Origin of the sequence: Actinomycetospora succinea (genome assembly GCF_004363095.1) — a bacterium.
Classification (GTDB): domain Bacteria; phylum Actinomycetota; class Actinomycetes; order Mycobacteriales; family Pseudonocardiaceae; genus Actinomycetospora; species Actinomycetospora succinea.
Genome location: NZ_SNYO01000003.1, coordinates 25,607 through 44,433 on the forward strand (window position 1 = coordinate 25,607; position 18,827 = coordinate 44,433).

The 18,827-nt window shown below is 72.3% G+C and carries 22 protein-coding genes and 1 tRNA gene; 11 read left to right on the plus strand and 12 right to left on the minus strand.

The window, feature by feature from the left end; translation table 11 throughout:
* Positions 1 to 80: 80 nt before the first annotated feature.
* Entirely contained in the window at positions 81 to 1,442 is a 1,362-nt protein-coding gene (locus EV188_RS11335) for an LLM class flavin-dependent oxidoreductase (protein WP_133826409.1), read from the minus strand.
* A gap of 114 nt (positions 1,443 to 1,556) precedes the next feature.
* Between EV188_RS11335 and EV188_RS11340 the strand changes: the two genes are divergently transcribed.
* The 3 genes from EV188_RS11340 to EV188_RS11350 are packed head-to-tail and all read left to right on the plus strand — an operon-like array spanning position 1,557 to position 3,722.
* Positions 1,557 to 1,847, plus strand: coding sequence for a YciI family protein (locus EV188_RS11340; protein ID WP_133826410.1), 291 nt, complete (start codon positions 1,557 to 1,559; stop codon positions 1,845 to 1,847).
* Entirely contained in the window at positions 1,844 to 2,911 is a 1,068-nt protein-coding gene (locus EV188_RS11345; RefSeq protein WP_133826411.1) for a YncE family protein, read from the plus strand. The genes EV188_RS11340 and EV188_RS11345 overlap by 4 nt, the downstream gene beginning before the upstream one ends.
* A 1-nt stretch (position 2,912) precedes the next feature.
* Positions 2,913 to 3,722 (plus strand): sugar phosphate isomerase/epimerase family protein, encoded by an 810-nt coding sequence (locus EV188_RS11350; RefSeq protein WP_133826412.1) that lies wholly within the window; start codon positions 2,913 to 2,915, stop codon positions 3,720 to 3,722.
* Here the strand turns inward: EV188_RS11350 and EV188_RS11355 are convergent.
* The gene (locus EV188_RS11355; protein ID WP_133826413.1) at positions 3,710 to 4,423 is read right to left on the minus strand and encodes an IclR family transcriptional regulator; all 714 of its coding nucleotides are present in this window, start codon (positions 4,421 to 4,423) and stop codon (positions 3,710 to 3,712) included. The genes EV188_RS11350 and EV188_RS11355 overlap by 13 nt on opposite strands.
* A 146-nt stretch (positions 4,424 to 4,569) precedes the next feature.
* Here EV188_RS11355 and EV188_RS11360 point away from each other — a divergent pair, with 146 nt between their 5' ends.
* The 3 genes from EV188_RS11360 to EV188_RS11370 are packed head-to-tail and all read left to right on the plus strand — an operon-like array spanning position 4,570 to position 7,516.
* A complete protein-coding gene (locus EV188_RS11360) occupies positions 4,570 to 5,784 on the plus strand; it encodes a CaiB/BaiF CoA transferase family protein (protein WP_166659841.1) in 1,215 nt (404 codons plus the stop codon).
* Positions 5,784 to 6,365 carry a carboxymuconolactone decarboxylase family protein gene (locus EV188_RS11365; protein WP_133826415.1) on the plus strand — a complete coding sequence of 194 codons (582 nt, stop codon included), beginning with the start codon at positions 5,784 to 5,786 and terminating at the stop codon, positions 6,363 to 6,365. Before EV188_RS11360 ends, EV188_RS11365 begins: the two co-directional genes overlap by 1 nt.
* Positions 6,362 to 7,516 (plus strand): thiolase family protein, encoded by a 1,155-nt coding sequence (locus EV188_RS11370; RefSeq protein ID WP_133826416.1) that lies wholly within the window; start codon positions 6,362 to 6,364, stop codon positions 7,514 to 7,516. Before EV188_RS11365 ends, EV188_RS11370 begins: the two co-directional genes overlap by 4 nt.
* A gap of 7 nt (positions 7,517 to 7,523) precedes the next feature.
* Here EV188_RS11370 and EV188_RS11375 read toward each other — a convergent pair whose 3' ends face one another.
* Positions 7,524 to 8,435: a hypothetical protein gene (locus EV188_RS11375; protein ID WP_133826417.1), complete on the minus strand. Its 912-nt coding sequence runs from the start codon at positions 8,433 to 8,435 to the stop codon at positions 7,524 to 7,526.
* A gap of 48 nt (positions 8,436 to 8,483) precedes the next feature.
* Positions 8,484 to 8,816 (minus strand): GYD domain-containing protein, encoded by a 333-nt coding sequence (locus tag EV188_RS11380; RefSeq protein WP_133826418.1) that lies wholly within the window; start codon positions 8,814 to 8,816, stop codon positions 8,484 to 8,486.
* 275 nt (positions 8,817 to 9,091) lie between these two features.
* On the opposite strand from EV188_RS11380, the gene EV188_RS11385 reads away from it, so the two are divergent.
* Both EV188_RS11385 and EV188_RS11390 read left to right on the plus strand, forming a co-directional pair.
* The gene (locus tag EV188_RS11385) at positions 9,092 to 10,291 is read left to right on the plus strand and encodes a M4 family metallopeptidase (protein WP_133826419.1); all 1,200 of its coding nucleotides are present in this window, start codon (positions 9,092 to 9,094) and stop codon (positions 10,289 to 10,291) included.
* Entirely contained in the window at positions 10,288 to 10,611 is a 324-nt protein-coding gene (locus tag EV188_RS11390) for a protealysin inhibitor emfourin (RefSeq protein ID WP_133826420.1), read from the plus strand. The genes EV188_RS11385 and EV188_RS11390 overlap by 4 nt, the downstream gene beginning before the upstream one ends.
* Position 10,612: 1 nt before the next feature.
* Here the strand turns inward: EV188_RS11390 and EV188_RS11395 are convergent, their stop codons facing one another.
* The 3 genes from EV188_RS11395 to EV188_RS11405 are packed head-to-tail and all read right to left on the minus strand — an operon-like array spanning position 10,613 to position 14,243.
* Entirely contained in the window at positions 10,613 to 11,407 is a 795-nt protein-coding gene (locus EV188_RS11395; protein ID WP_208114149.1) for a citryl-CoA lyase, read from the minus strand.
* Complete coding sequence (locus EV188_RS11400) at positions 11,404 to 12,939, minus strand: class I adenylate-forming enzyme family protein (RefSeq protein ID WP_208114150.1); 1,536 nt, start codon at positions 12,937 to 12,939, stop codon at positions 11,404 to 11,406. The genes EV188_RS11395 and EV188_RS11400 overlap by 4 nt, the downstream gene beginning before the upstream one ends.
* Positions 12,936 to 14,243, minus strand: coding sequence for an MFS transporter (locus EV188_RS11405; RefSeq protein WP_133826421.1), 1,308 nt, complete (start codon positions 14,241 to 14,243; stop codon positions 12,936 to 12,938). The genes EV188_RS11400 and EV188_RS11405 overlap by 4 nt, the downstream gene beginning before the upstream one ends.
* A gap of 103 nt (positions 14,244 to 14,346) precedes the next feature.
* Between EV188_RS11405 and EV188_RS11410 the strand changes: the two genes are divergently transcribed.
* Complete coding sequence (locus EV188_RS11410; protein WP_133826422.1) at positions 14,347 to 15,147, plus strand: IclR family transcriptional regulator domain-containing protein; 801 nt, start codon at positions 14,347 to 14,349, stop codon at positions 15,145 to 15,147.
* A 10-nt stretch (positions 15,148 to 15,157) separates the two neighbouring features.
* Here the strand turns inward: EV188_RS11410 and EV188_RS11415 are convergent, their stop codons facing one another.
* The gene (locus EV188_RS11415; RefSeq protein WP_243741624.1) at positions 15,158 to 15,820 is read right to left on the minus strand and encodes a helix-hairpin-helix domain-containing protein; all 663 of its coding nucleotides are present in this window, start codon (positions 15,818 to 15,820) and stop codon (positions 15,158 to 15,160) included.
* Between the two features lie 126 nt (positions 15,821 to 15,946).
* On the opposite strand from EV188_RS11415, the gene EV188_RS31535 reads away from it, so the two are divergent.
* Together EV188_RS31535 and EV188_RS11420 are read left to right on the plus strand one after the other, a co-directional pair.
* A complete protein-coding gene (locus tag EV188_RS31535) occupies positions 15,947 to 16,093 on the plus strand; it encodes a hypothetical protein (RefSeq protein ID WP_166659842.1) in 147 nt (48 codons plus the stop codon).
* A 323-nt stretch (positions 16,094 to 16,416) separates the two neighbouring features.
* Positions 16,417 to 16,773, plus strand: a complete 357-nt coding sequence (locus EV188_RS11420) for a hypothetical protein (protein WP_133826423.1) — start codon at positions 16,417 to 16,419, stop codon at positions 16,771 to 16,773.
* 65 nt (positions 16,774 to 16,838) lie between these two features.
* On the opposite strand, the gene EV188_RS11425 is transcribed toward EV188_RS11420, so the two are convergent.
* The 4 genes from EV188_RS11425 to EV188_RS11440 form a co-directional block, all read right to left on the minus strand.
* Positions 16,839 to 17,369: a hypothetical protein gene (locus EV188_RS11425; RefSeq protein WP_133826424.1), complete on the minus strand. Its 531-nt coding sequence runs from the start codon at positions 17,367 to 17,369 to the stop codon at positions 16,839 to 16,841.
* A 161-nt stretch (positions 17,370 to 17,530) separates the two neighbouring features.
* Positions 17,531 to 17,604, minus strand: a tRNA-Thr gene (locus tag EV188_RS11430).
* Between the two features lie 48 nt (positions 17,605 to 17,652).
* Complete coding sequence (locus tag EV188_RS11435; protein ID WP_133827058.1) at positions 17,653 to 18,030, minus strand: hypothetical protein; 378 nt, start codon at positions 18,028 to 18,030, stop codon at positions 17,653 to 17,655.
* A 41-nt stretch (positions 18,031 to 18,071) separates the two neighbouring features.
* A complete protein-coding gene (locus EV188_RS11440; RefSeq protein WP_208114151.1) occupies positions 18,072 to 18,818 on the minus strand; it encodes an arylamine N-acetyltransferase family protein in 747 nt (248 codons plus the stop codon).
* Between the last annotated feature and the right edge of the window lie 9 nt (positions 18,819 to 18,827).

The following is an 18,827-nucleotide window of genomic DNA, read 5'->3' on the forward strand; positions in this document are numbered from 1 at the left end:
GGTCGCGTCGGCCCGCCGACCGTCGACCCGTGTCCCGAGGACACGGGTCGACGCGACGAACGCGCGGGCGGAGGACCGGCTCAGCGGCGGAAGCTGCCCGCGACGTGCGTCTCGGGGATGCGGGTCTCGCCGAAGAGCTTCTCCCGGAAGGTGCCGGGCGCGTACTCGGTCTTGTAGCGGCCGCGCTCCTGGAGGATCGGGACGACGAGGTCGATGAACTTCTCGTACGTCTCGTGGGCCACGATGCGTGCGATGTTGAACCCGTCGAGGTCGGTCTCGTCCATCCAGCGGATGAGCTCGTCGGCGACGTGCTGGGCGCTGCCGACCAGGGCCATGTTGGTCCCGCACAGCGCCTTCTCGTCGAGCACCTGACGCAGGGTCCAGCTGTTGTTGCGGGTGAACATCTCCAGCGCGGTGCGGTTGGAGTCGTTCTCCTCGTAGACGATCGGCTCGTCGAGCGGGTACTGCGACAGGTCGATGCCCATGATCCCGGACATCGTCGAGATCAGGCCCTCGAGGCTGGACCACTGCAGGTAGTCGTTGTACGTGGCGCGGGCGAGCTCGTCGGTCTCGTCGACGAACACCGAGACGCCGGCGAAGAACTTCACCGAGTCGCGCGAGCGCCCGAGGCTCTCGAGCTCCTTGGTCATCGTGGCGATCTTGTCGCGGACGATCTCGATCGTGGTGCCGTTGAGGTAGATGCCCTCGGCGTGGGTGGCCGCGAACTGCCGGCCGCGCGAGGACCCGCCCGCCTGGAACAGCACCGGCGTGCGCTGCGGGGACGGCTCCGTGGCGTGGATGGCGCTGAAGCGGTGGAACTCGCCGTCGAAGTCGATCCTCTTGATCCTCGACGGGTCGGCGTAGACGCGGGTGGCCTTGTCCTTCTGCAGCGCACCCTCGCCCCAGCTCTCCTCCCAGAGCCGGTAGACGCCCTCGCAGAACTCGTCGGCCATCTCGTAGCGGCGGTCGTGCGGGATGAGGCCGTCGAGCCCCATCGCGCGGGCGCCGCTGCCGAGGTAGCTCGTGACGATGTTCCAGCCCAGGCGGCCCTCGAGCAGGTGGTCGAGCGTCGAGATGCGCCGCGCGAACTGGTACGGCCGCTCGTAGGTGGCGCTGCCGGTCATCGTGAAGCACAGGTTCTCGGTGACCGCGGCCATGCCGGGCAGCAGCAGCGCGGGGTCGACGCTCGGGGCCTGCGACCCGTTGCGCAGCGCGCCGTCGGAGTTGCCGCGGTAGACGTCCGGCATGCCGTAGACGTCCGCGATGAACAGGTTGTCGAACAGGCCGCGCTCGAGCAGCCGCGCGTAGTCGGCCCAGTAGCGCTGCGACGTGTAGTCGATGGCCTTGTCGCGCGGGTGCGCCCACAGCCCGAAGGACTGGAAGCTCGGGTTGCCCTGCTCCAGGGCGTTGAAGCGGATCTCCTTGGGGCGGGCAGCGGTCACGCCAGCTCTCCTCCTCGACGTCGAGTATCGCTCAGTGAGCGTAACCGCCATTCTCTGAGATTGGGAAGCGCCAGAGTCTGGACGCGGTGACGGCTCGCGTGGACGATCAGCCGCATGTTCGTGTGCCTGCTGACCTACCACCGCGAGATCGACCGGGACGGCCCGCTGTTCGCCGCGCACAAGGCGTTCGTGGAGGAGCACGTGGCCGGCCACCGGTTCCTGTGCTCGGGACCGCGGGTGGGCGTGGCCGGCGGCGTGATCGTCGCCCGCGGGACGGACGCGGAGGAGGCGCGGGCCCTCTTCGACGCCGACCCGTTCGTCGTCGACGGCACCGCGACCTACGAGCTCGTCCAGTTCACCGCCGGCCTGGCCGACCCCACGTCCGGGATCGAGGTGCCCGCGTGAGCGACGACGTGCTGATGGTCGCCAGCCAGTTCGGCTGCACGCTGGACTTCTTCGACGCCACCACGCTCGAGAAGCTGCACACGGTGCCCGACCTGGTCGCGCAGCCCCACGAGATGGTCTACGACGCCGGCCGCAGGCTCGCCTACCTCGCCCACACCTACCGCGCGGGCGCGTACAACGAGGGCAAGCCGAAGGCCCACGAGATCTCGGTGATCGACGCCGACGCCCGCGAGGTCGTCGACGTGATCGACCTGGCGCCGTACGAGGCGCCGCACGACATCGAGTACGACCCCGCCGCCGACCTCATCTACACCGGCGTCGAGTCGGGGGACGCGGGCAACGGGATCGTGGTCGTCGACGCCGGGTCGCGGAAGATCGTGGACACGATCCCACTGCGGGCGCGCAACGCGCACTGGATGTGCCTGACCCCCGACGGGTCCAAGGCGTACGTGGCGCACAAGGAGGCGCCGGTGCTGTCGGTGGCCGACCTGCACGCCCGCCGCCAGCTCGGCGAGATCGCCTCCCCGGGCGGCGCCGAGGAGATCGACTGCTCCCCCGACGGCCGGTACGTCTTCGCCGCCACGCCGATGATGAGCCTGGTCATCAACGTCGCGCAGGGCCAGCTCAACAAGGCGACGCCGCCCCAGGGCACCCCGTCCCCGAGGCTCCTGAAGATCGACACCGAGACCGACGAGATCGTCGGGCAGCTCGACTTCGCCGAGTACCTCTCGGCCCTGCGCGTCGCCCCGGACGGCCGCGTCCTCGTCACCGAGTTCCGCTTCCCGGAGCCGGGCACCACGCCCGACGGCCCGGTGCCCGGACGGGTGCACGTCGTCGACCCGGACTCGCTCGAGCTCCTGGCCTCGGTCGAGGTGGAGGAGCTCCCGTTCACCACGCGGTTCTCCGCCGACGGCGGCACGGCGTTCGTCGCGAACCTGAAGACGGGCTCGGTGAGCGTCGTCGACCTGGCCTCCTACGCGGTCGTCGCGACGCTGGACAACAACATCGGCCCGGGCTTCGGCGGCACGCACGGGATGTGCCTGGTGCCCGGGAAGGACGCCTGACGTGGGCCTGCGCGAGCGCACCGACCTCGTCGCCAGCTACTACACGCTCACCGGCGCGCACCTGTCGCACCCACCGCGCCACACGCTCGCGGACCGGGCGCGGGCGGCCGCGGCCGCGGGCTTCACCGGCATGGCGCTGGCCCCCGCCGAGGCCGCCGGAGGTGTCGACGCCGTCGTCGCGGCGCTCGACGGCTTGCCGGCGCCGGAGATCGAGCCGCTGAAGGGCTGGGACTCGGGCGGGCGCGACGACGAGGCCGCGGTGTTCGCGCTGGCCGGCGCGTTCTCCAGCCGTCAGGTGACCACGATCCAGCTGGTCGACGACGTCCCCGACGACCTGCTCGCCGAGCGCTTCGCCGGCCTGTGCGCCCGCGCCGCCGAGCACGGGCTCACCGTGGGGTTCGAGCCGCGGGCGAACTCGGTGGTGTCGACGCCCGCGCAGGCCGCGGCGCTGATCGAGGCGTCGGGGGCGGCCCACGCCGGGATCGTCCTGGACGCCTACCACGTCCACCGCGCCGGCGTGAGCCTCGACGACCTCGCCCCGCACGCCGCGCGGGTGGTGTCGATCCAGCTCAACGACGCCCTCGCCCGGCCCCGGCCCGATCCCGGGGAGGACGCGACCGAGTTCCGCCTCGTGCCCGGCGAGGGCGCGATCGACCTGCCCGCCTGGCTCGACGGCCTCGACCGGCTGGGCATCGACGTGCCGCTCGCCGTCGAGGCGCTGTCGCGCGAGAACAACGCGCGGTCGCTGGCCGACGCAGCCGTGCGGGCGTTCGCCGGGGCGCGGGCAGTGCTGGCGGGTCAGGAAGGCTGAGGGACCCACGGCGCCAGACGCCGCGCGGCCTCCTCGATGTCCGGCACGATCTTCTCGACGACCTCGGCCGGCATCCGCGACGTCGGGCCCGACAGCGTCACAGCGGCGAGGACCCTGTCGCCCGCGCGCACCGGCACGGCCACGCCCGTCACCCCGGTGAGCAGCCCGTCGGCCTGCACCGCCCAGCCGCGCTCGGCGGTCTCGCGCAGCTGGCTCAGCAGCTCGACCCGCGAGCCCGCGGCGCGTGACCGGTCGATCAGCGCGGTCTGCTCGGCCGCGCCGAGCTCCGCCATGAGGACGTGCCCGGTCGCCGTGCCGACCAGCGGGATCGCGTCCCCGACGGGCACCACGCGGCGCAGCTCATGGCGGCTGTCGACCGATGCGATGCACACCCGGGTGTCGTCGCGGCGCACGTTGAGCGACGCGGTCTCCCCCGTGCGGTCCCGCAGCTCGCCGAGCACCCGGTGGATCGTCGCCATCGCGTCGCCGCCGGAGCGGGCGTCGCGGACCAGCTTGAACAGCCGCGAGCCGAGCAGGTAGGAGCCGTCGTCGAGCCGGTCGAGCATCTGCTCCTCGGCCAGGTCGCGCATGATCCGCGACACCGTGGAGAGCGACAGCTCGATCTCCGCGCTGACCCGCGCGGGCGTCGCCGGCCCCCGGGTGGCGACCACCGACTCGAGGATCGCGACCACCCGCTGCATCGAGCGCACCGTCGACCCCCCTCTGCGACGTCGTCAGCCTACGGGCCGGGACGACTCCCTTGACGCGCTCCCGCGACGTTCCTAGCGTTGTCCCACAGAGCAGGAGCAACGCTCATCAGATGATAGTCGGGCGAGAGGAAGACCGCGTGCGGACACGGGCACTGGACGGCCTGACGGTCATCGACCTGACGCAGGTCGTCAGCGGCGCCGTCACGAGCATGATGCTCGCGGACTTCGGCGCCGAGGTGATCAAGATCGAGCCCATCGGCGGCGAGACCTACCGCAAGGCGGGGTACGAGCTGCACGGCCCGGGCGGCTCCACGAACCTCAACATCCTGCGCTTCAGCCGCGGAAAGAAGTCGGTCGAGCTGGACCTCAAGTCCGAGCGCGGGGCCGCGATGCTCGCCGAGCTCGTGACCCAGGCCGACGTCCTCGTCGAAAACTTCCGACCCGGCGTGCTCGACCGCCTCGGGTTCGGCTGGGAGCGCCTGCACGAGCTCAACCCGCGCCTGGTCTACACCTCGATCAGCGGCTTCGGGCACGACGACGTCCTGCCCAGCCCGTACCAGGACCTGCCCGCCTACGCGATCATCGCCGAGGCGATGGCCGGGCTGACGCACCTCGCCGGCGAGGCCGACCGGCCGCCGGCGTGGATGGGCTTCGCGATGTCGGACATCTTCTCCGGCACCTGCGCCTTCGCCGGCACGATGATCGCGCTGCGCGATCGGGACCGCACCGGCGAGGGCACCCGCGTCGACCTCGGCATGTTCGACGCGTCGCTGTTCATGAACGACCTGCCGATGGCCTACCAGGAGCACCTCGGCGAGTCGATGGGCCGCGGGCAGTACGCGCTGCAGTCGCCGTGGGGGCCGTTCGCCACCCGCGACGGCTACGTGATCATCGCCGTGCTGAACGGCCGCGAGTGGGCGGCGCTGTGCCGCTGCATCGACCGTCCCGACCTCGTCGACCACCCCGATCTCGCCACGGGTCACCTGCGGTCGAAGGCGCACGAGGCGCTCGTCCGGCCCGCGGTGGAGGCGTGGACGTCCGCGCGTACGCGGGCCGAGGCCGTCGCCGCGCTGCAGGCGGCGCGCGTGCCGTCGGCGCCGGTCAACACCACCGAGGACCTGCTGGAGGACCCGCAGGTCGACGCCCGTCAGATGCGCCAGGAGACGGCGAGCCGCGACCTGGGGACGATCCGCACCATCGGCAACCCGATCAAGGTCGCCAGCTCGCTGGTCGGCCAGGAGCCCACGTCGCTGCCCGGCCTCGGGGAGCACACCGACGAGGTGCTGCGCTCCCGGCTCGGCCTCGAGGACACGACGATCGCGGCCCTGCGCGAGTCCAAGGTGATCGGCTGATGCCGTACCCCCACGCCGACGACCCGCGCGTCCGGCCCGTCGAGGACCCGGAGCCCGAGGTCGCCGAGATGCTGGCGAAGACCATGGGCGACGGCCGCGGGCAGCCGCTCGCGATCTTCCGCACGATGGCCCGCCACCCGCGCCTGATGAAGCGCTTCAACGTCCTCGGCGGGTTCTTCCTGACCCGCGGCGAGCTGCCGGCGCGCGAGCGCGAGCTGGTCGTGCTGCACACGGCCCGGCGCAGCGGCTGCCTCTACGAGTGGGCCCAGCACGTGATCATCGGCGGTCGCTCCGGGCTCACCGACGACGAGATCGCGCGCGTGGCGACGCCGGATCGCCGGGGCGAGTGGTCACCCCAGGACGAGGTCCTGCTCCGCGCCGCCGACGAGGTGCTCGCGGAGGCCGACCTCACCGACACGACCTGGGCCGAGCTCGGTGCCCGGTGGACCGACGAGCAGCGCATCGAGCTGGTGATGCTGGTCGGCTTCTACCGGATGACCGCCGGCTTCCTGAACGCCACCGGAGTCGAGAAGGACGACGACCTGCCCGGATGGCCCGAGACCACGGAGGACCCCTCATGAGCCTGCGCGAGGTGGCCGTCACCGGCATCGCCACGACGCCGTTCGGCAAGCACCTGGACCGCTCGCTCGGGTCGCTGGCGTCGGAGGCGGTCGCGGCCGCGCTCGACGACGCCGGTGTCGGGCCGGGCGACGTCGAGCAGGCGGTGTTCTCCAACGCCGCAGAAGGCGTGCTGACCGGCCAGGAGATGATCCGCGGCCAGGTCGCCCTCAAGGGCACCGGGCTCGCCGGCATCCCGATCCTCAACACCGAGAACGCGTGCGCCTCCGGCAGCGCCGCGGCCCACCTCGCCTGGCTCGCCGTGGCGTCCGGGCAGGTCGACGTCGCGATCGCCGTCGGCGCGGAGAAGCTGTTCCACCCCGACAAGCAGCGGTCCTTCTTCGCCATCGAGTCCGGCACCGACCGCTCGCTCACCCGCGAGGGCGAGGACGTCGAGGGCGGCTCGGTGATGATGGGCGCCTACGCCGCCGGCGCGCGGGCCTACGCCGAGGCGCACGGCGACGTCCGCGAGGCCCTCGCCGCCGTCGCCGTGAAGAACCGCGCGTACGCCGCCGACAACCCGCACGCCCAGTTCCGCACGCCGATCACGGCCGACGACGTCGAGGCGAGCCGCCCGGTCGCCGACCCGTTGCGGCTGCTCACGTGCTCCCCGCTCACCGACGGCGCCGCGGCGCTGGTCTTCACCGCCGCGCAGCCGGGCGACCGGGTCCGCGTCGCGGTGTCGACCCTCGTCAGCTACCGCGAGGGCAGCTCCGTCGTGGAGCGCGCCGCGAGCGAGGCCTACCGGCGCAGCGGCCTCGGGCCGACCGAGATCGACGCGTTCCAGCTGCACGACGCCTGCGCGTTCGCCGAGCTGGCGCAGTACGAGCAGGTCGGGATCGCCGAGCCGGGCAAGGGGGCGGCGGCGGTCCTCGAGGGCCGGACCGGGCCGGGCGGCGACGCCCCGGTCAACACCGACGGCGGGCTCCTCAGCCGCGGCCACGCCCTCGGCGCGACCGGGCTCGCCCAGCTCGCCGAGCTCGGTCGTCAGCTGCGCGGCACGGCCGGCGCCCGCCAGGTGGCGGACCCGCGGCACGTGCTGTCGGTCAACTCGGGCGGCTGGATGGGCGGGGACTACGCGACGTCGGTCGCGACGCTGCTCGTGGGGGGGTAGGGCGCGCTCACTCCCACGGCGGCTCCTCCTCCTCGTCCTTGGCGATGCGCTCGCCCTGCTCGATCAGGTCCCGGTGGAGCTCGAGGAGCAGGCGGGCCTGCTCGGCCTCGGAGTCGTCGCCGTCGACGACGTGGCGGATCCAGTGGTGGGCCATCACCGGGTCGAGCTCGGCGATCGCGATCTGCGCGAGCCGCAGCTGCGCGCGTCGGGGCCAGCTCCCCGGCGCCTTCATCGCCCCGCCCAAGTTCGTCTCGGCCGCGGCCAGGTCCCCGCGCCAGAACGCGATCTCGCCACGGATCGCGTATTCCCAGGAGCGCTGGAACTCCGACCCCGCGGTGAAGCCGGTGAGCTCGCGCTCCGCGCCGTCGAGGTCGTCGGCGCGCAGGCGCTCCTCGGCGAGGACCAGCACGCCCTCCCCCGAGCGCGCGCGGCGGAAGGCGGCGTCGGCGTCCGTCCGCTCCCCGTGCTTCTCCAGCAGCCGCCCGACGGCCAGGGACGCCTCGCGGATCCCGGCCAGGTCGGCCTGCCGCAGGAGCGGCAGCGCGTCGTCCGGGCGCCCGCCCCGGAGGTCGGCCCGCCCCGCGCGCCAGGCGGCGAGGGCGGCGAGGTCCGGGTCGGGCCCGGCGGCGGCCTGCACCCACCAGCCCCGGGCGGTGCGGCCGTTGCGCAGCCACGTGTCGATGTCGCCGAGCGCGATCAGCGCGCGCTGGTCGGGCACGGCGGCCTCGAACACGGGACGGAGCGCGTCCCGGATGTCGGCGTCGGTGGACCAGCCGGCCAGCAGCACGGCGGCGATGCGGACCTGTGTCGACGTGAACCCCACGGGGTCACCGGCGGTCGGCGCGTCGCGCCCGAGCAGCCGGGCGACGCTCAGCGCCTCCCCGCGCGCGAGCTCCTGCTCCAGGTCCTTCGAGGTCACGGACCCATGGTCGTCGTCCTTCTCGTCATCGGCGACGGATTTCGGAGGTCAGGTCCCCGGCTCGCGGTAGGTGCCCTGGACGGCGGCGGCCCGCTCGAGAACGGCCGGCAGGTCGGAGCTGGCGAAGATCTCGTGAGTCTCGAGTGCTCGTATCGCGCCCGTGCTGGACACCGCGATCGACAGGCCGGCCGCCCTCCCCGAGTCCGGGAGGTCGGTGATGACGAAGCCGTCGTGCGCCCCGAACATGAAGTACGCCGCGTCGACGCTCCCGCCCAGCGACTCGGCGGCGGCCTGGACCGCCGCCCTCCGGTCGCTCGGGTTCGCGATCATCTTCGCCCACGTCTCGGCGGTGTAGCTGAAGAAGGTGACGTACTTGGCCATGGCGCACCCCCGGCGCGTGTCGAGCGCCGACGCCGCCCCGGTGGAGACGTGACGCCGAGTCACTGTCCCGCCGGCGCCGATGCGGACGGGTGTCGGAACGGGCGCGGTCTCGTCACGCGGCGAGAGAACTGCATCGAGTAGCGGCGCGAGGACGTCGAGTCGCGGTGCGCCGCAGCGTCGTTCGATCAGCGGTAGAACCGGCTAGGACACGCGTCCACGCTGTCCCACACCTCGGGGCGCGCGGCGTCGGGGACGGCGCACTCTCGGGAGTCGGAATGAACATTCGTGGTCGCTCGGTGAACTGCATCCTCCCTCCGCACATCCTGAACGCGCTCCTCGACAGCGACGACCGCGAGATCCGCCGCACGGCCATCGCCACGCTGACCAGCACGTCCCGCCTGCGCGGCGAGCGGACCGCCCGCTCCATCGCCGCCGTCGCGGCGCCGGCGGGCGGCCGCCGCACGATCTCCGACTGCCACCAGAGCAAGGTCCTGGCGCAGGCGACGGTGGAACGCGGAGAGGACGACCCCGCGGTGGCGGACGGCTCGGTGAACGCGGCGTTCGACGGCCTGGGCACGACCCGCGACTTCTACGCGCAGGTCCTGCAGCGCAATTCCATCGACGGTCGGGGAATGCGACTGAACGGATACGTGCACTACGGCCAGGCGTTCAACAACGCGTTCTGGGACAGCCGCGAGATGGTGTTCGGCGACGGCGACGGCCGCGTGTTCAGCGATTTCACCGGCGCGCTGGACGTCATCGCGCACGAGCTCACCCACGGCGTCACCGAGCACACCGCCGGGCTGGAGTACCACAACCAGTCGGGAGCGCTGAACGAGTCCGTCTCCGACGTGTTCGGCTCCGTGGTGAAGCAGTGGAAGCTCGGGCAGACCGCCGAGCAGGCCGACTGGCTGATCGGCGAGAAGATCTTCACCCCGGGCGTCGACGCGGACGCGCTGCGCTCGATGAAAGCGCCCGGCACCGCCTACGACACCCCGCTGCTCGGCGGGAAGGACCCCCAGCCCGACCGCATGAGCAAGTTCGTCAACCTCCCCGACACCGACGAGGACGACAACGGCGGCGTCCACATCAACTCCGGCATCCCGAACAAGGCCTTCTACCTCGCGGCCACCGGCATCGGCGGGAACTCCTGGGGCGCCCCGGGCGCCATCTGGTACGAGGCGCTCAAGGCCTCGTCGCCGGACACCGACTTCCAGGCGTTCGCCGACACCACCTTCGCGAAGGCGGGCCAGCTCTTCGGGACGGGCAGCCCCGAGCAGCAGGCGGTCTTCGCCGCGTGGCAGGGAGTCGAGATCAAGATCAGCGGTGCGTCGCCCCTGAGCGTGCGGCTGAGCGCGTCGAGCAACGGCACGGGCGCCGCCGCGGCGTCGTTGCCGAGCCGCGTCGACGAGCTCGCCGGCCAGATCAAGGCGCTGACCAAAGAGGTCAACGGACTGCGGAAGGCCCGCACGTGAAGATCACCGTGACGGAGCGGGGCGGGTTCGCCGCCCCCGTCCTCCGCCGGCGGCCCGACACGGTCGTCGACACCGCGGAGCTCGGGTCCGCGGACGCTGCCGAGCTCGAGGGCGCCGCCCGCACCGCAGTGGCGCGGGCGGCCGACCACGGCGGGACGGAACACCGCGCCCGTCCCGACGAGCAGAACTACCGCATCGTCGTCGACGACCACGGGGACCAGAGCGTCATCAAGGCCTACGACTCGACGATGGACCCTGCGGTCGCCCACCTCCTCGACCGGGTCCGCCGACACCCCGCGAACGCGGACGACGACGGGTAGGTCAGCCCCGCAGGTGCCGCGACGCGGACTCGTCGGAGACGTTCCAGACGGTGGTCGCGATCGGCTGCGCGAGCTCCTCACGCAGGTGCCCGACGAGCCCGATCGTGCGGGCGATGACCCCCATCCCCCGGGCGATGCGCCAGTCCACGCCGAGCAGCACGACGCAGGCACCGATGGCCCCGGTGACGTTGACCGGCAGGTGCCGTCCGGACGCCTCGCTCGCGGCCGCCGCGACCGCACGCACGAGACGACCGGCCGTGCCCGGGAACCCGAGCCGGTCGGCGAGACCCAGCAGCGCCTCGGCCCTCGGGTCGACGGGCGTGTGGACCGGGTGCCCGACACCGGGGACGTGGGCGCGCTGCTCGCGGAACCCCGCGACGATCCTCGCGGCCTCGGCGCGCACCGCGTCGTCGGTCGCCTCCGGACCGAGCGCGACCAGGCCGTCGGCGAGGTAGCGGGCGGAGCCCTCGATCGTCCCGACGAAGCGGGTGCCGAGGCCGAGCAGACCGGCCGCGACGGCGCTCTGCAGGGACTCCGGCGCCCCGAGGTAGGTCATCCGGGTGGCCAGCACGTTGGGCGTGACGCCGTGCTCGACGAGGCTGACGAGGGCCGCGTTGAACAGGGCGGCCTCGGCCTCGGACGGCATCCGCTCGGTGAGCAGCAGGTACGCGAACGTCCCGAGGTCCACCGAGCCGATCAGGTCCTCGCAGAGGTCGCGGCCGAGCACGGTCACCGAGGTCTCGTCGCTCCAGCAGATGTCGCTGCGGATGTCGAGAGCGGGGGCGGGGTGGGTCACGGGCGGCTTCCTTCGGTCGGGGACAGGAGCCGTTCCACCTCGTGGCGGAGCAGCTTTCCGGAGGTGTTGCGCGGCATCAGCCCGGGGGCGACGAGCCGGATCTCCTTCGGCACCTTGTGTCCGGGGAGCACCGCGCGGCAGTGCGCGAGCAGGTCGTCCGTGGAGCCGGCCTTGCGGGCCACGAACGCGACCGGCACCTCGCCCCACGTCGCGTCCGGCCGGCGGACGACGCAGGCCTCGACCACGCCGGGGACCTGTTGCAGGACCCGTTCGATCTCGACCGGGTAGACGTTCTCCCCGCCGCTCTTGATCATGTACTTGACGCGGTCGACGAACGAGAGCGTGCCGTCCGGGTGGCGGACGAGGACGTCGCCCATGTGGAACCAGCCGTCGCGGAAGTCGGCGGCCGTCGTGGCGTCCTCGTCGAAGTAGCCGCTGAACAGCGTCGGGCCCCGCATGCAGATCTCGCCCGGGGTGCCGTCCGGGACGTCGTGGCCCTCCGGGTCCACGAGGCGGACCTCGCAGAACGCGCTCTGCACCTTGCGGAAGGTGCCCGGCGCCTCGCCGATGGGGATCACCCCGGCCGAGCAGGGTGGGCAGCCGGTCTCGGTGGAACCGAAGGTGTCGGCGTAGGGCGCGTCCAGCAGGGTGGTCAGTGCGGCGATCTCCGCGGGCGGCACGAGGTCCGGCATGACCCCGCAGAGCCGCACACCGGCCGGTCGCGTGCCCGACTCCCGCAGGCCCGCGGCCAGCCGGCCCACCGTGCCCGGCATGACGAGCAGCCACCCGATCCGCTCGGTGGCCAGCACCGCGAGCAGCTCGTCGACCCGGAACCCGTCGACCAGCACGACCGTGCCGCCGGAGACGAGCGTGCAGAGCGAGTTGTCCAGCGCTCCCATGTGGTGCAGCGGGGACCACGCGACGAAGGCGTCCTCGCCGGGCAGGTTGAGATCGGCCCGGGTCGCCATCGCCCGCGCGATCTCGGCGCGATGGCTCACGCACGCGCCCTTCGGCCGGCCGGTGGTGCCGCTCGTGTAGAGGATCACCGCGATGTCCTCCGGCTCCGCCTGCGGGGCGCCGGGGAACGGGTCGGCGGCCGCGAGCCGGGCCTCGTACTCCGGGCCGAAGGTCCACACCGGGCGCTCGGCGAGGACGTCGCCCTGCCGCGCGTGTTGCTGCGGGGAGCAGATCACGAGGTGCGGCGCGACGAGGTCGAGGCACCCGGCGAGCTCGTCCTGTGTAGCCCGGGTGCTCTGCGTGGCGACGGCCGCGCCGAGGCGTGCCGCGGCAAGCACGACCTCGAGGTACTCGATCCGGTTCTCCGAGAGCAGGGCGACCCGGTCGCCCCGTCCGACGCCGCTCGCGGCCAGGAGCCCGGCGAGGCGCCGGGTGCGGTCCTCCAGGTCGGCGTAGGTGACGCGGACCGAGCCGTGCCGCAAGGCGGTCCGCCCGGGATGCATCCGGGCCCGGGCGTCGACGAGGCCGGCGAGCGTGCTGCCGGCCGCTCGGGTGACGAGGTCGGTCGCGCTCACCGCGCGACCACGGCCGAGGGCTCCGCGTCACGGACCGGGCGGACCAGGAGCACCCCGGCCACCCCGACCAGGCTCGTGAGCACCATCCAGCCGGCGATGGCCCACGGCGTCCCGTCCTGCCAGGCCAGCAGCGCGGCGGCGATGAGCGGGGCGAGCCCGCCCCCGACCACCGTCCCGCCCTCGCGGCCGATCGAGACGGCGCTGAACCGGCTCTGCGGGCCGAACAGCCCGGTGAAGTAAGCCGGCTGGATGGCGTCGGCGGCAGCGGCTCCGCCGCCGATGCCGATGGTCACCGCGACGACGACGAGGGCGAGGTCGCGTGACTCGGTCAGCCAGAAGAAGGGGAACGCGAAGAGCGCCTGGAACGTCAGGGCCGCCAGCATCACGGTCCGGAACCCGATCCGGTCGCCGAGCAGCCCGTAGAACGGGCAGAGCACACAGGCCAGCACCGCGCCGATGACCGTCGCGGTCAGCACGGACGCCCTCGGCAGGTCGAGCGTCGTCGTCGCGTAGGTCAACACGAAGACGGACACGATGTTGAATGTGGTGTTCTGTCCGAGCCGCATCAGGAAGATCGCGATGACGTTCCGCGGCCGCCGCAGCGCCGCGATGATCGGCGCCTGCTCGCGGTCGCCGCGCTCGGTCACCTCCCGGAACTCCGCCGTCTCCGGCAGGCTGCGCCGGATCCAGAGGCCGATCCCGACCAGCGCGAGGCTCACCAGGAAGGGGATGCGCCAGCCCCAGCCCAGGAGCTGCTCGTCGGTCAGGAGCGCGGAGAGCCCGGTGAAGGCGAGGGAGCCGAGGATCAGTCCGGCGAACACCGCGCTGGACAGGAAGCCGCCGACGAACCCGGGCCGGCGGGCGCCGTTCTCCTTCGTCATGAGGGCCGCACCGCCCCACTCGCCGCCGGTGCCGAGGCCCTGCACGATCCGCAGCACGACCAGCGCCACCGGAGCGACGATCCCCGCCGCGGCGTAGCTCGGGAGCAGCCCCACGCCGGCTGTCGCGGCGCCCATGATCACGAGGGTCGCGACGAGGACCGCCTTGCGACCGATCCGGTCGCCGAGGTGCCCGAACAGGAGGCCGCCCACCGGCCGGGCGGCGAACCCGGTCGCGAACGTCGCGAACGACAGCAGCGACGCCGTCGTCGGGTCGCCGGCCGGGAAGAAGACCTTGGGGAAGATCAGCGCGGCGGCGGTGCCGTAGAGGAAGAAGTCGTACCACTCGACGACCGTGCCGATCGTGACCGCCGTGGCGATCCGCCGCGTCGAGGCGGGGCGCTCCGCCTGCTCCACATCGCTCATCGCTGCTCCCGGTGCCTCGTCGTCGAGACTTGACGGATTCGCTGAGCGAAACTAATGTCGCTCTACGAAGAACTCGGCTGAGACTGCGCCGCGGGGGTTTCGGGTGTCAAGCCCCGACAAGGAGCAGTACGTGACCTCGCTGGCGCGGGGGCTCGCGGTGCTGCGGTCCTTCGGGCCCGACCGTCCCGAGCAGACGATCGGCCAGGTCGCCGAGGCCACCGGCCTCAGCCCGGCCGTGGCGCGCCGCTTCCTGCTGACGCTCGTCCATCTCGGGTACCTCACGCAGGTCGACCGCAGGTTCGTCCTGACACCGCAGGTCCTGGAGCTCGGCGCGTCCTACGCGGACTCGATGAACCTGGCCGAGGTGGCCCAGCCGCACCTGCAGCACATCCGTGACGAGACGGGCGACAGCATCTCGCTCACGACGCTCTCCGGCACCGACGTGATGCACCTCGTGCACCTGCAGACCGAACGGCTGCTCCGTTTCGCGGTGACGCAGGGCAGCCGGGTGCCCGCCTACGTGTCGGCGACGGGGCGCGCGATGCTCGCGACGCTGCCCGACGCGCGTCTCGACGAGTACTTCGCCGCGGCGGAGCTCGCCGCGCGCACCCCGCACACCGTGGCGGACGAGAGCGGGTTGCGGGAGCAGCTGGTCCGGGTGCGGCACGAGGGCTACGCGCTCGTCGTCGACGAGCTCGACGTGGGCATCACCGTCCTCGGCGTGCCGGTGATCCCCGCCGGTTCCACCGCCGCGGCCGGGGTCAGCTGCGCGATCGCCTCCGGGCTGTGCACGCCCGAGGCGTTCGTCGCCTCCCGACTGCCTCTGCTCCAGCGCGCCGCCGACACCCTCGCCCGGCAGATCGCCCGCTCACCGGCGTTGCGGGCGTCGCTCGTCCCGACCTGACGCGGCGTTCTCAGGTCCCGGCGTGCCCCCGCAGCAGACGGACCGCCTTCGGTCCCACGCCGTGGATGGCGAGCAGCTCGCGGTCGGACATGGTCGCGACGCGATCCATGGTCGTGATCCCGAGGTCGGCCAGCGCTCGGGTCGCCGCCCGGCCGATGGCTCGCGGGAGGTCACCCACCTCCCCCGGCTGCGCTGACGGCGCCGCGTCGGCGTTCTCCGCGATCGCCGCCGGCGCCTGAGCAGCCCAGGCCCGACGGACCCAGGCGTTGAGCTGCTGGCCGTCGATCTCGGCGAGGGCGAGACGGACACCGGTCCCGTCGACCCTCTGCGCCGCTGGACATGCGGTAATCAGCTCCTCGGCCTCGACCGGAGGGAGCGTCAGGACCACGACCTGACCGGCCTCGAGAACCGCGAACGGCCGACCGTCGACGACGAAGGCGGGACGTCCTTGGCCGTCGGTTGTCTCCTCGGCATGTCGCAGACCGAGAGCTGTCTTCCGCAGCTGCCGCTGTGTGGTCACCGGACGAACGTAGAGCTGGTAGCGGTCAGCTCCGGTCCGCCACAGAGCAATCCCGGCGGCCTGCTGCTCCCACCTGGGGCGCCGTGTCCCGACCGAGCCCTCGTCTCCGCGATGAACCAGTGCATCTCGATCACCGCTGGCCGGCGAACGCACGCTCGTCGCCGCGACGCTGTGGATCTCCGGTGGGAGGCCGTAGCGTCACGACCTTGCCGAGAGCCGCATTGTGGATCTCTGGAGGACGAGCGCTGGGGGGCGGCTGTGGGTCTGGGGACACTTGCGGTGCTGTTCATCGCCGGGCGGCGATCGTGGAACCGTTCCGCCGCCGCATCGGCGGGGGCGGGTGGCGGCGCGGAGAAGGCCAGCGTCGGGGTGACGTGGTTCCTCGTCGCGATCTTCCTCGGCATCCTGGTGGCGACCGCGTACTGATCGTGTGGCGCTCTCTCCTCAGGGACTCGGCCGAGAATTCGAGAAAAGGATTCGACGGGGACGGGATTCGCGCGCCGGGGCGTTGACAGAGTCGATCTCACTATCGTGCCGAGAACGAGGTCCCTCACCCGATCGGGTCGTAACGAGCGGGCGCCCAGCGCGATGGATGGAGCACACGCTCACTGACGTCGGGGGACAGGAACAGCATGTCGAAGTGGGATCGTCGGAATTATCAGGCCACCGTCGAGCACGACCGTTACGTGCGGAACGCCGACCGTGACCGCTGGCTCGTCGAGCACGCGGGCGTCCCGTTCCCTCCGAGCATGCTGACCGCTGCAGAGGTCCGCGCCGAGATCCACATCCGTCGACTGCACGACCAGACCTGGGAGCAGGTCCGCAACCTCCTGATCGCCAAGTGGATTCTCGTGGCGGTGTTCTCGGGCATGTTCCTCGCGTCCGGTGTTCCGGGCCTGTTGATCGCGGGGGCAGCCGTCGCCGCCATGTGTGTCCACCACTCGCGGGAGCGCCGCGTGTGGCACGAGCTCCACGAGCCCATGTCCGTGTCGCTGGCGCCGATTGCGGCGGACGAGGCCGCACGGATCATCGCCGAGTGGGAGCCGCCGACGGTCGTCATCCCGGCGCAGCCTGTGGTGTCGGGGCGGGGCCGCCACGCGGCCTGATGAACGCCTCGAACGGGCATGGCATCCGACCTGAGCGCTGACGAGCCGTCACCAGCATCTGCTCGTCACGATGGCCTCTCGTCCGCCGAGGTGACGGGTGGCCGTCGCTCCGCCTGACGGTTCGGGTCCGCAAGTTCCGAGCGCATGGCCTCCCGGAGCTCGCGCCGCGGTGTGCGGGCTTGCTCTTCCGCATCGTCGAATACCGCATGTCCGGCGGGAACCGCGCGGACGACCTCCCACAGAGCCGCGGTCGCTCGTCGCGCCGCAGCCAGCGTCGCCGTCTGCTCAGCGGTGATGAGGAGTTCGTTGTAGGCCCGGGTGAACAGCTCTCGTTCTTCGTCCCCGAACCGCCCGTCCTGGTCGGGATCGGCCTCCACAGCTTCGAGCGCGCGGGCGAGCAGTGCCTGGTACGCGACGAAGTAGCCGACGAATGTGGCTCGTCGCTCTTCCCGCAACCGCGCCCAGACCTCGTGTGCTCGTTGGGACTCGGAAGCATCCCGTTGGGCGCGCTGCGTCTGGCGAGCGCTGAGCAGGCTCGCGATCGCCGTGATGAGCACTCCACCCAAGGTTCCGACAACAGCGATCCACGCGCTCATCGGGGCTTATCCCACCCGATCCCCGTCACTGCGGCAAGAAGCCGCCGTGCCGCTCGACCGGGCTCACAGCACGCTCATCTCTGCCGGGGGTCAGGCGCGACGGTTCACACCGAGACGGAAAAGGCAGGCCCGGAGTGTTCCGGACCGGCCCTCACCTGCGGAGCCGCCTTCGGGATTCGAACCCGAGACCTACGCATTACGAGTGCGTTGCTCTGGCCATCTGAGCTAAGGCGGCAGCAGGCCCGAGTCTAGGACAGGGCCCCACCGAGACGGTCGGGTGGGTCTACGCCGCCACGAGGAGCAGGACACCGAGCCAGACGAGCGCGACGACCTTGGCGCCCTCCAGGCCGATGTAGGCCAGGTGCGCGCGGGAGCGGGGCGCGTCCTCGCCGGCCAGGACGCGGTCGGAGCGGCGGTTGAGCACCGGCCGGACGAGGGCCAGCTGCACGATCAGGAGCACGACGAGGACGGCGGCGAGCACGCCGGGCCCCGCGGGGACGCCGGCCAGCACCAGGCCCACGATCACCACGACCGCCAGCACGACCTCGGCGACGTTCAGCGCGCGGAAGACCAGGCGGCCGATGCCGAGGCCGATCACCGTCGTGACGCCCGGCGCGCGGAACTTCAGCGGCGCCTCGAGGAACGAGATCGCCAGCACCATGCCGAGCCACACGAAGGTCGCCGCGGTCGCCAGAGCCACGGTCAGGCGTCCGGTGGGTGCAGGGCCGGTGGGACGGCGTCGAGGACGATGCCGAAGGTGTCGCGGTAGATCGCGAGCTGCTCGTCGGCCGGCACGGTGCGCTCGGTGCGGGTCCCGTCGTCGTCGGTCTCGATGAGCTTCGGGCCGGAGATCGTGACGCGGCCGGTCGGGGTGAGGCGCGAGCACGTCACCTCGCGGGTGAACGGCGAGGTCGGCGACGTGCGGTGCCACCACGCCATCGGCGTGAAGTCCGCCAGCGTCCGCGGTCGCGGGTCGAGGCGGTACTGGGTCTTCTCGCCCCAGACCACGTCGAGCTCGCCGTCGGGGGCGTCGCGGACGGTGAAGACGCCGGAGCGGTCGTGCTGCTCGTCGCGGGAGTCGAGGTCGAGCGGCCCGACCGCGAACCGGCCGAAGCCGACGTCGACGAGGACGCCGTCGACGATCAGCCCCATGTGGTCGCCGGGGAACGACAGCCCGTCGGGGGTGGCGACGCGGGCCGAGAAGCGCGTGACCCTGTAGCCGAGACGGCCCAGCAGCCAGGCGAACGCGCCGTTGAGCTCGTAGCAGAACCCGCCGCGGCGCCGGTCGACGACCTTCTCGACCAGCGCCTCGTCCTCCAGCCGCACGTTGTCGCGCTCGTGGATCGAGACGTTCTCGAAGGGAACGGTCTCGAGGTGACGGCGCATGAGCACGTCGAGCGGGTCGTCGGCCGTCGCACCGATCCGCGTCAGGTAGTCCGTGACGTCCACCCGCCCGGT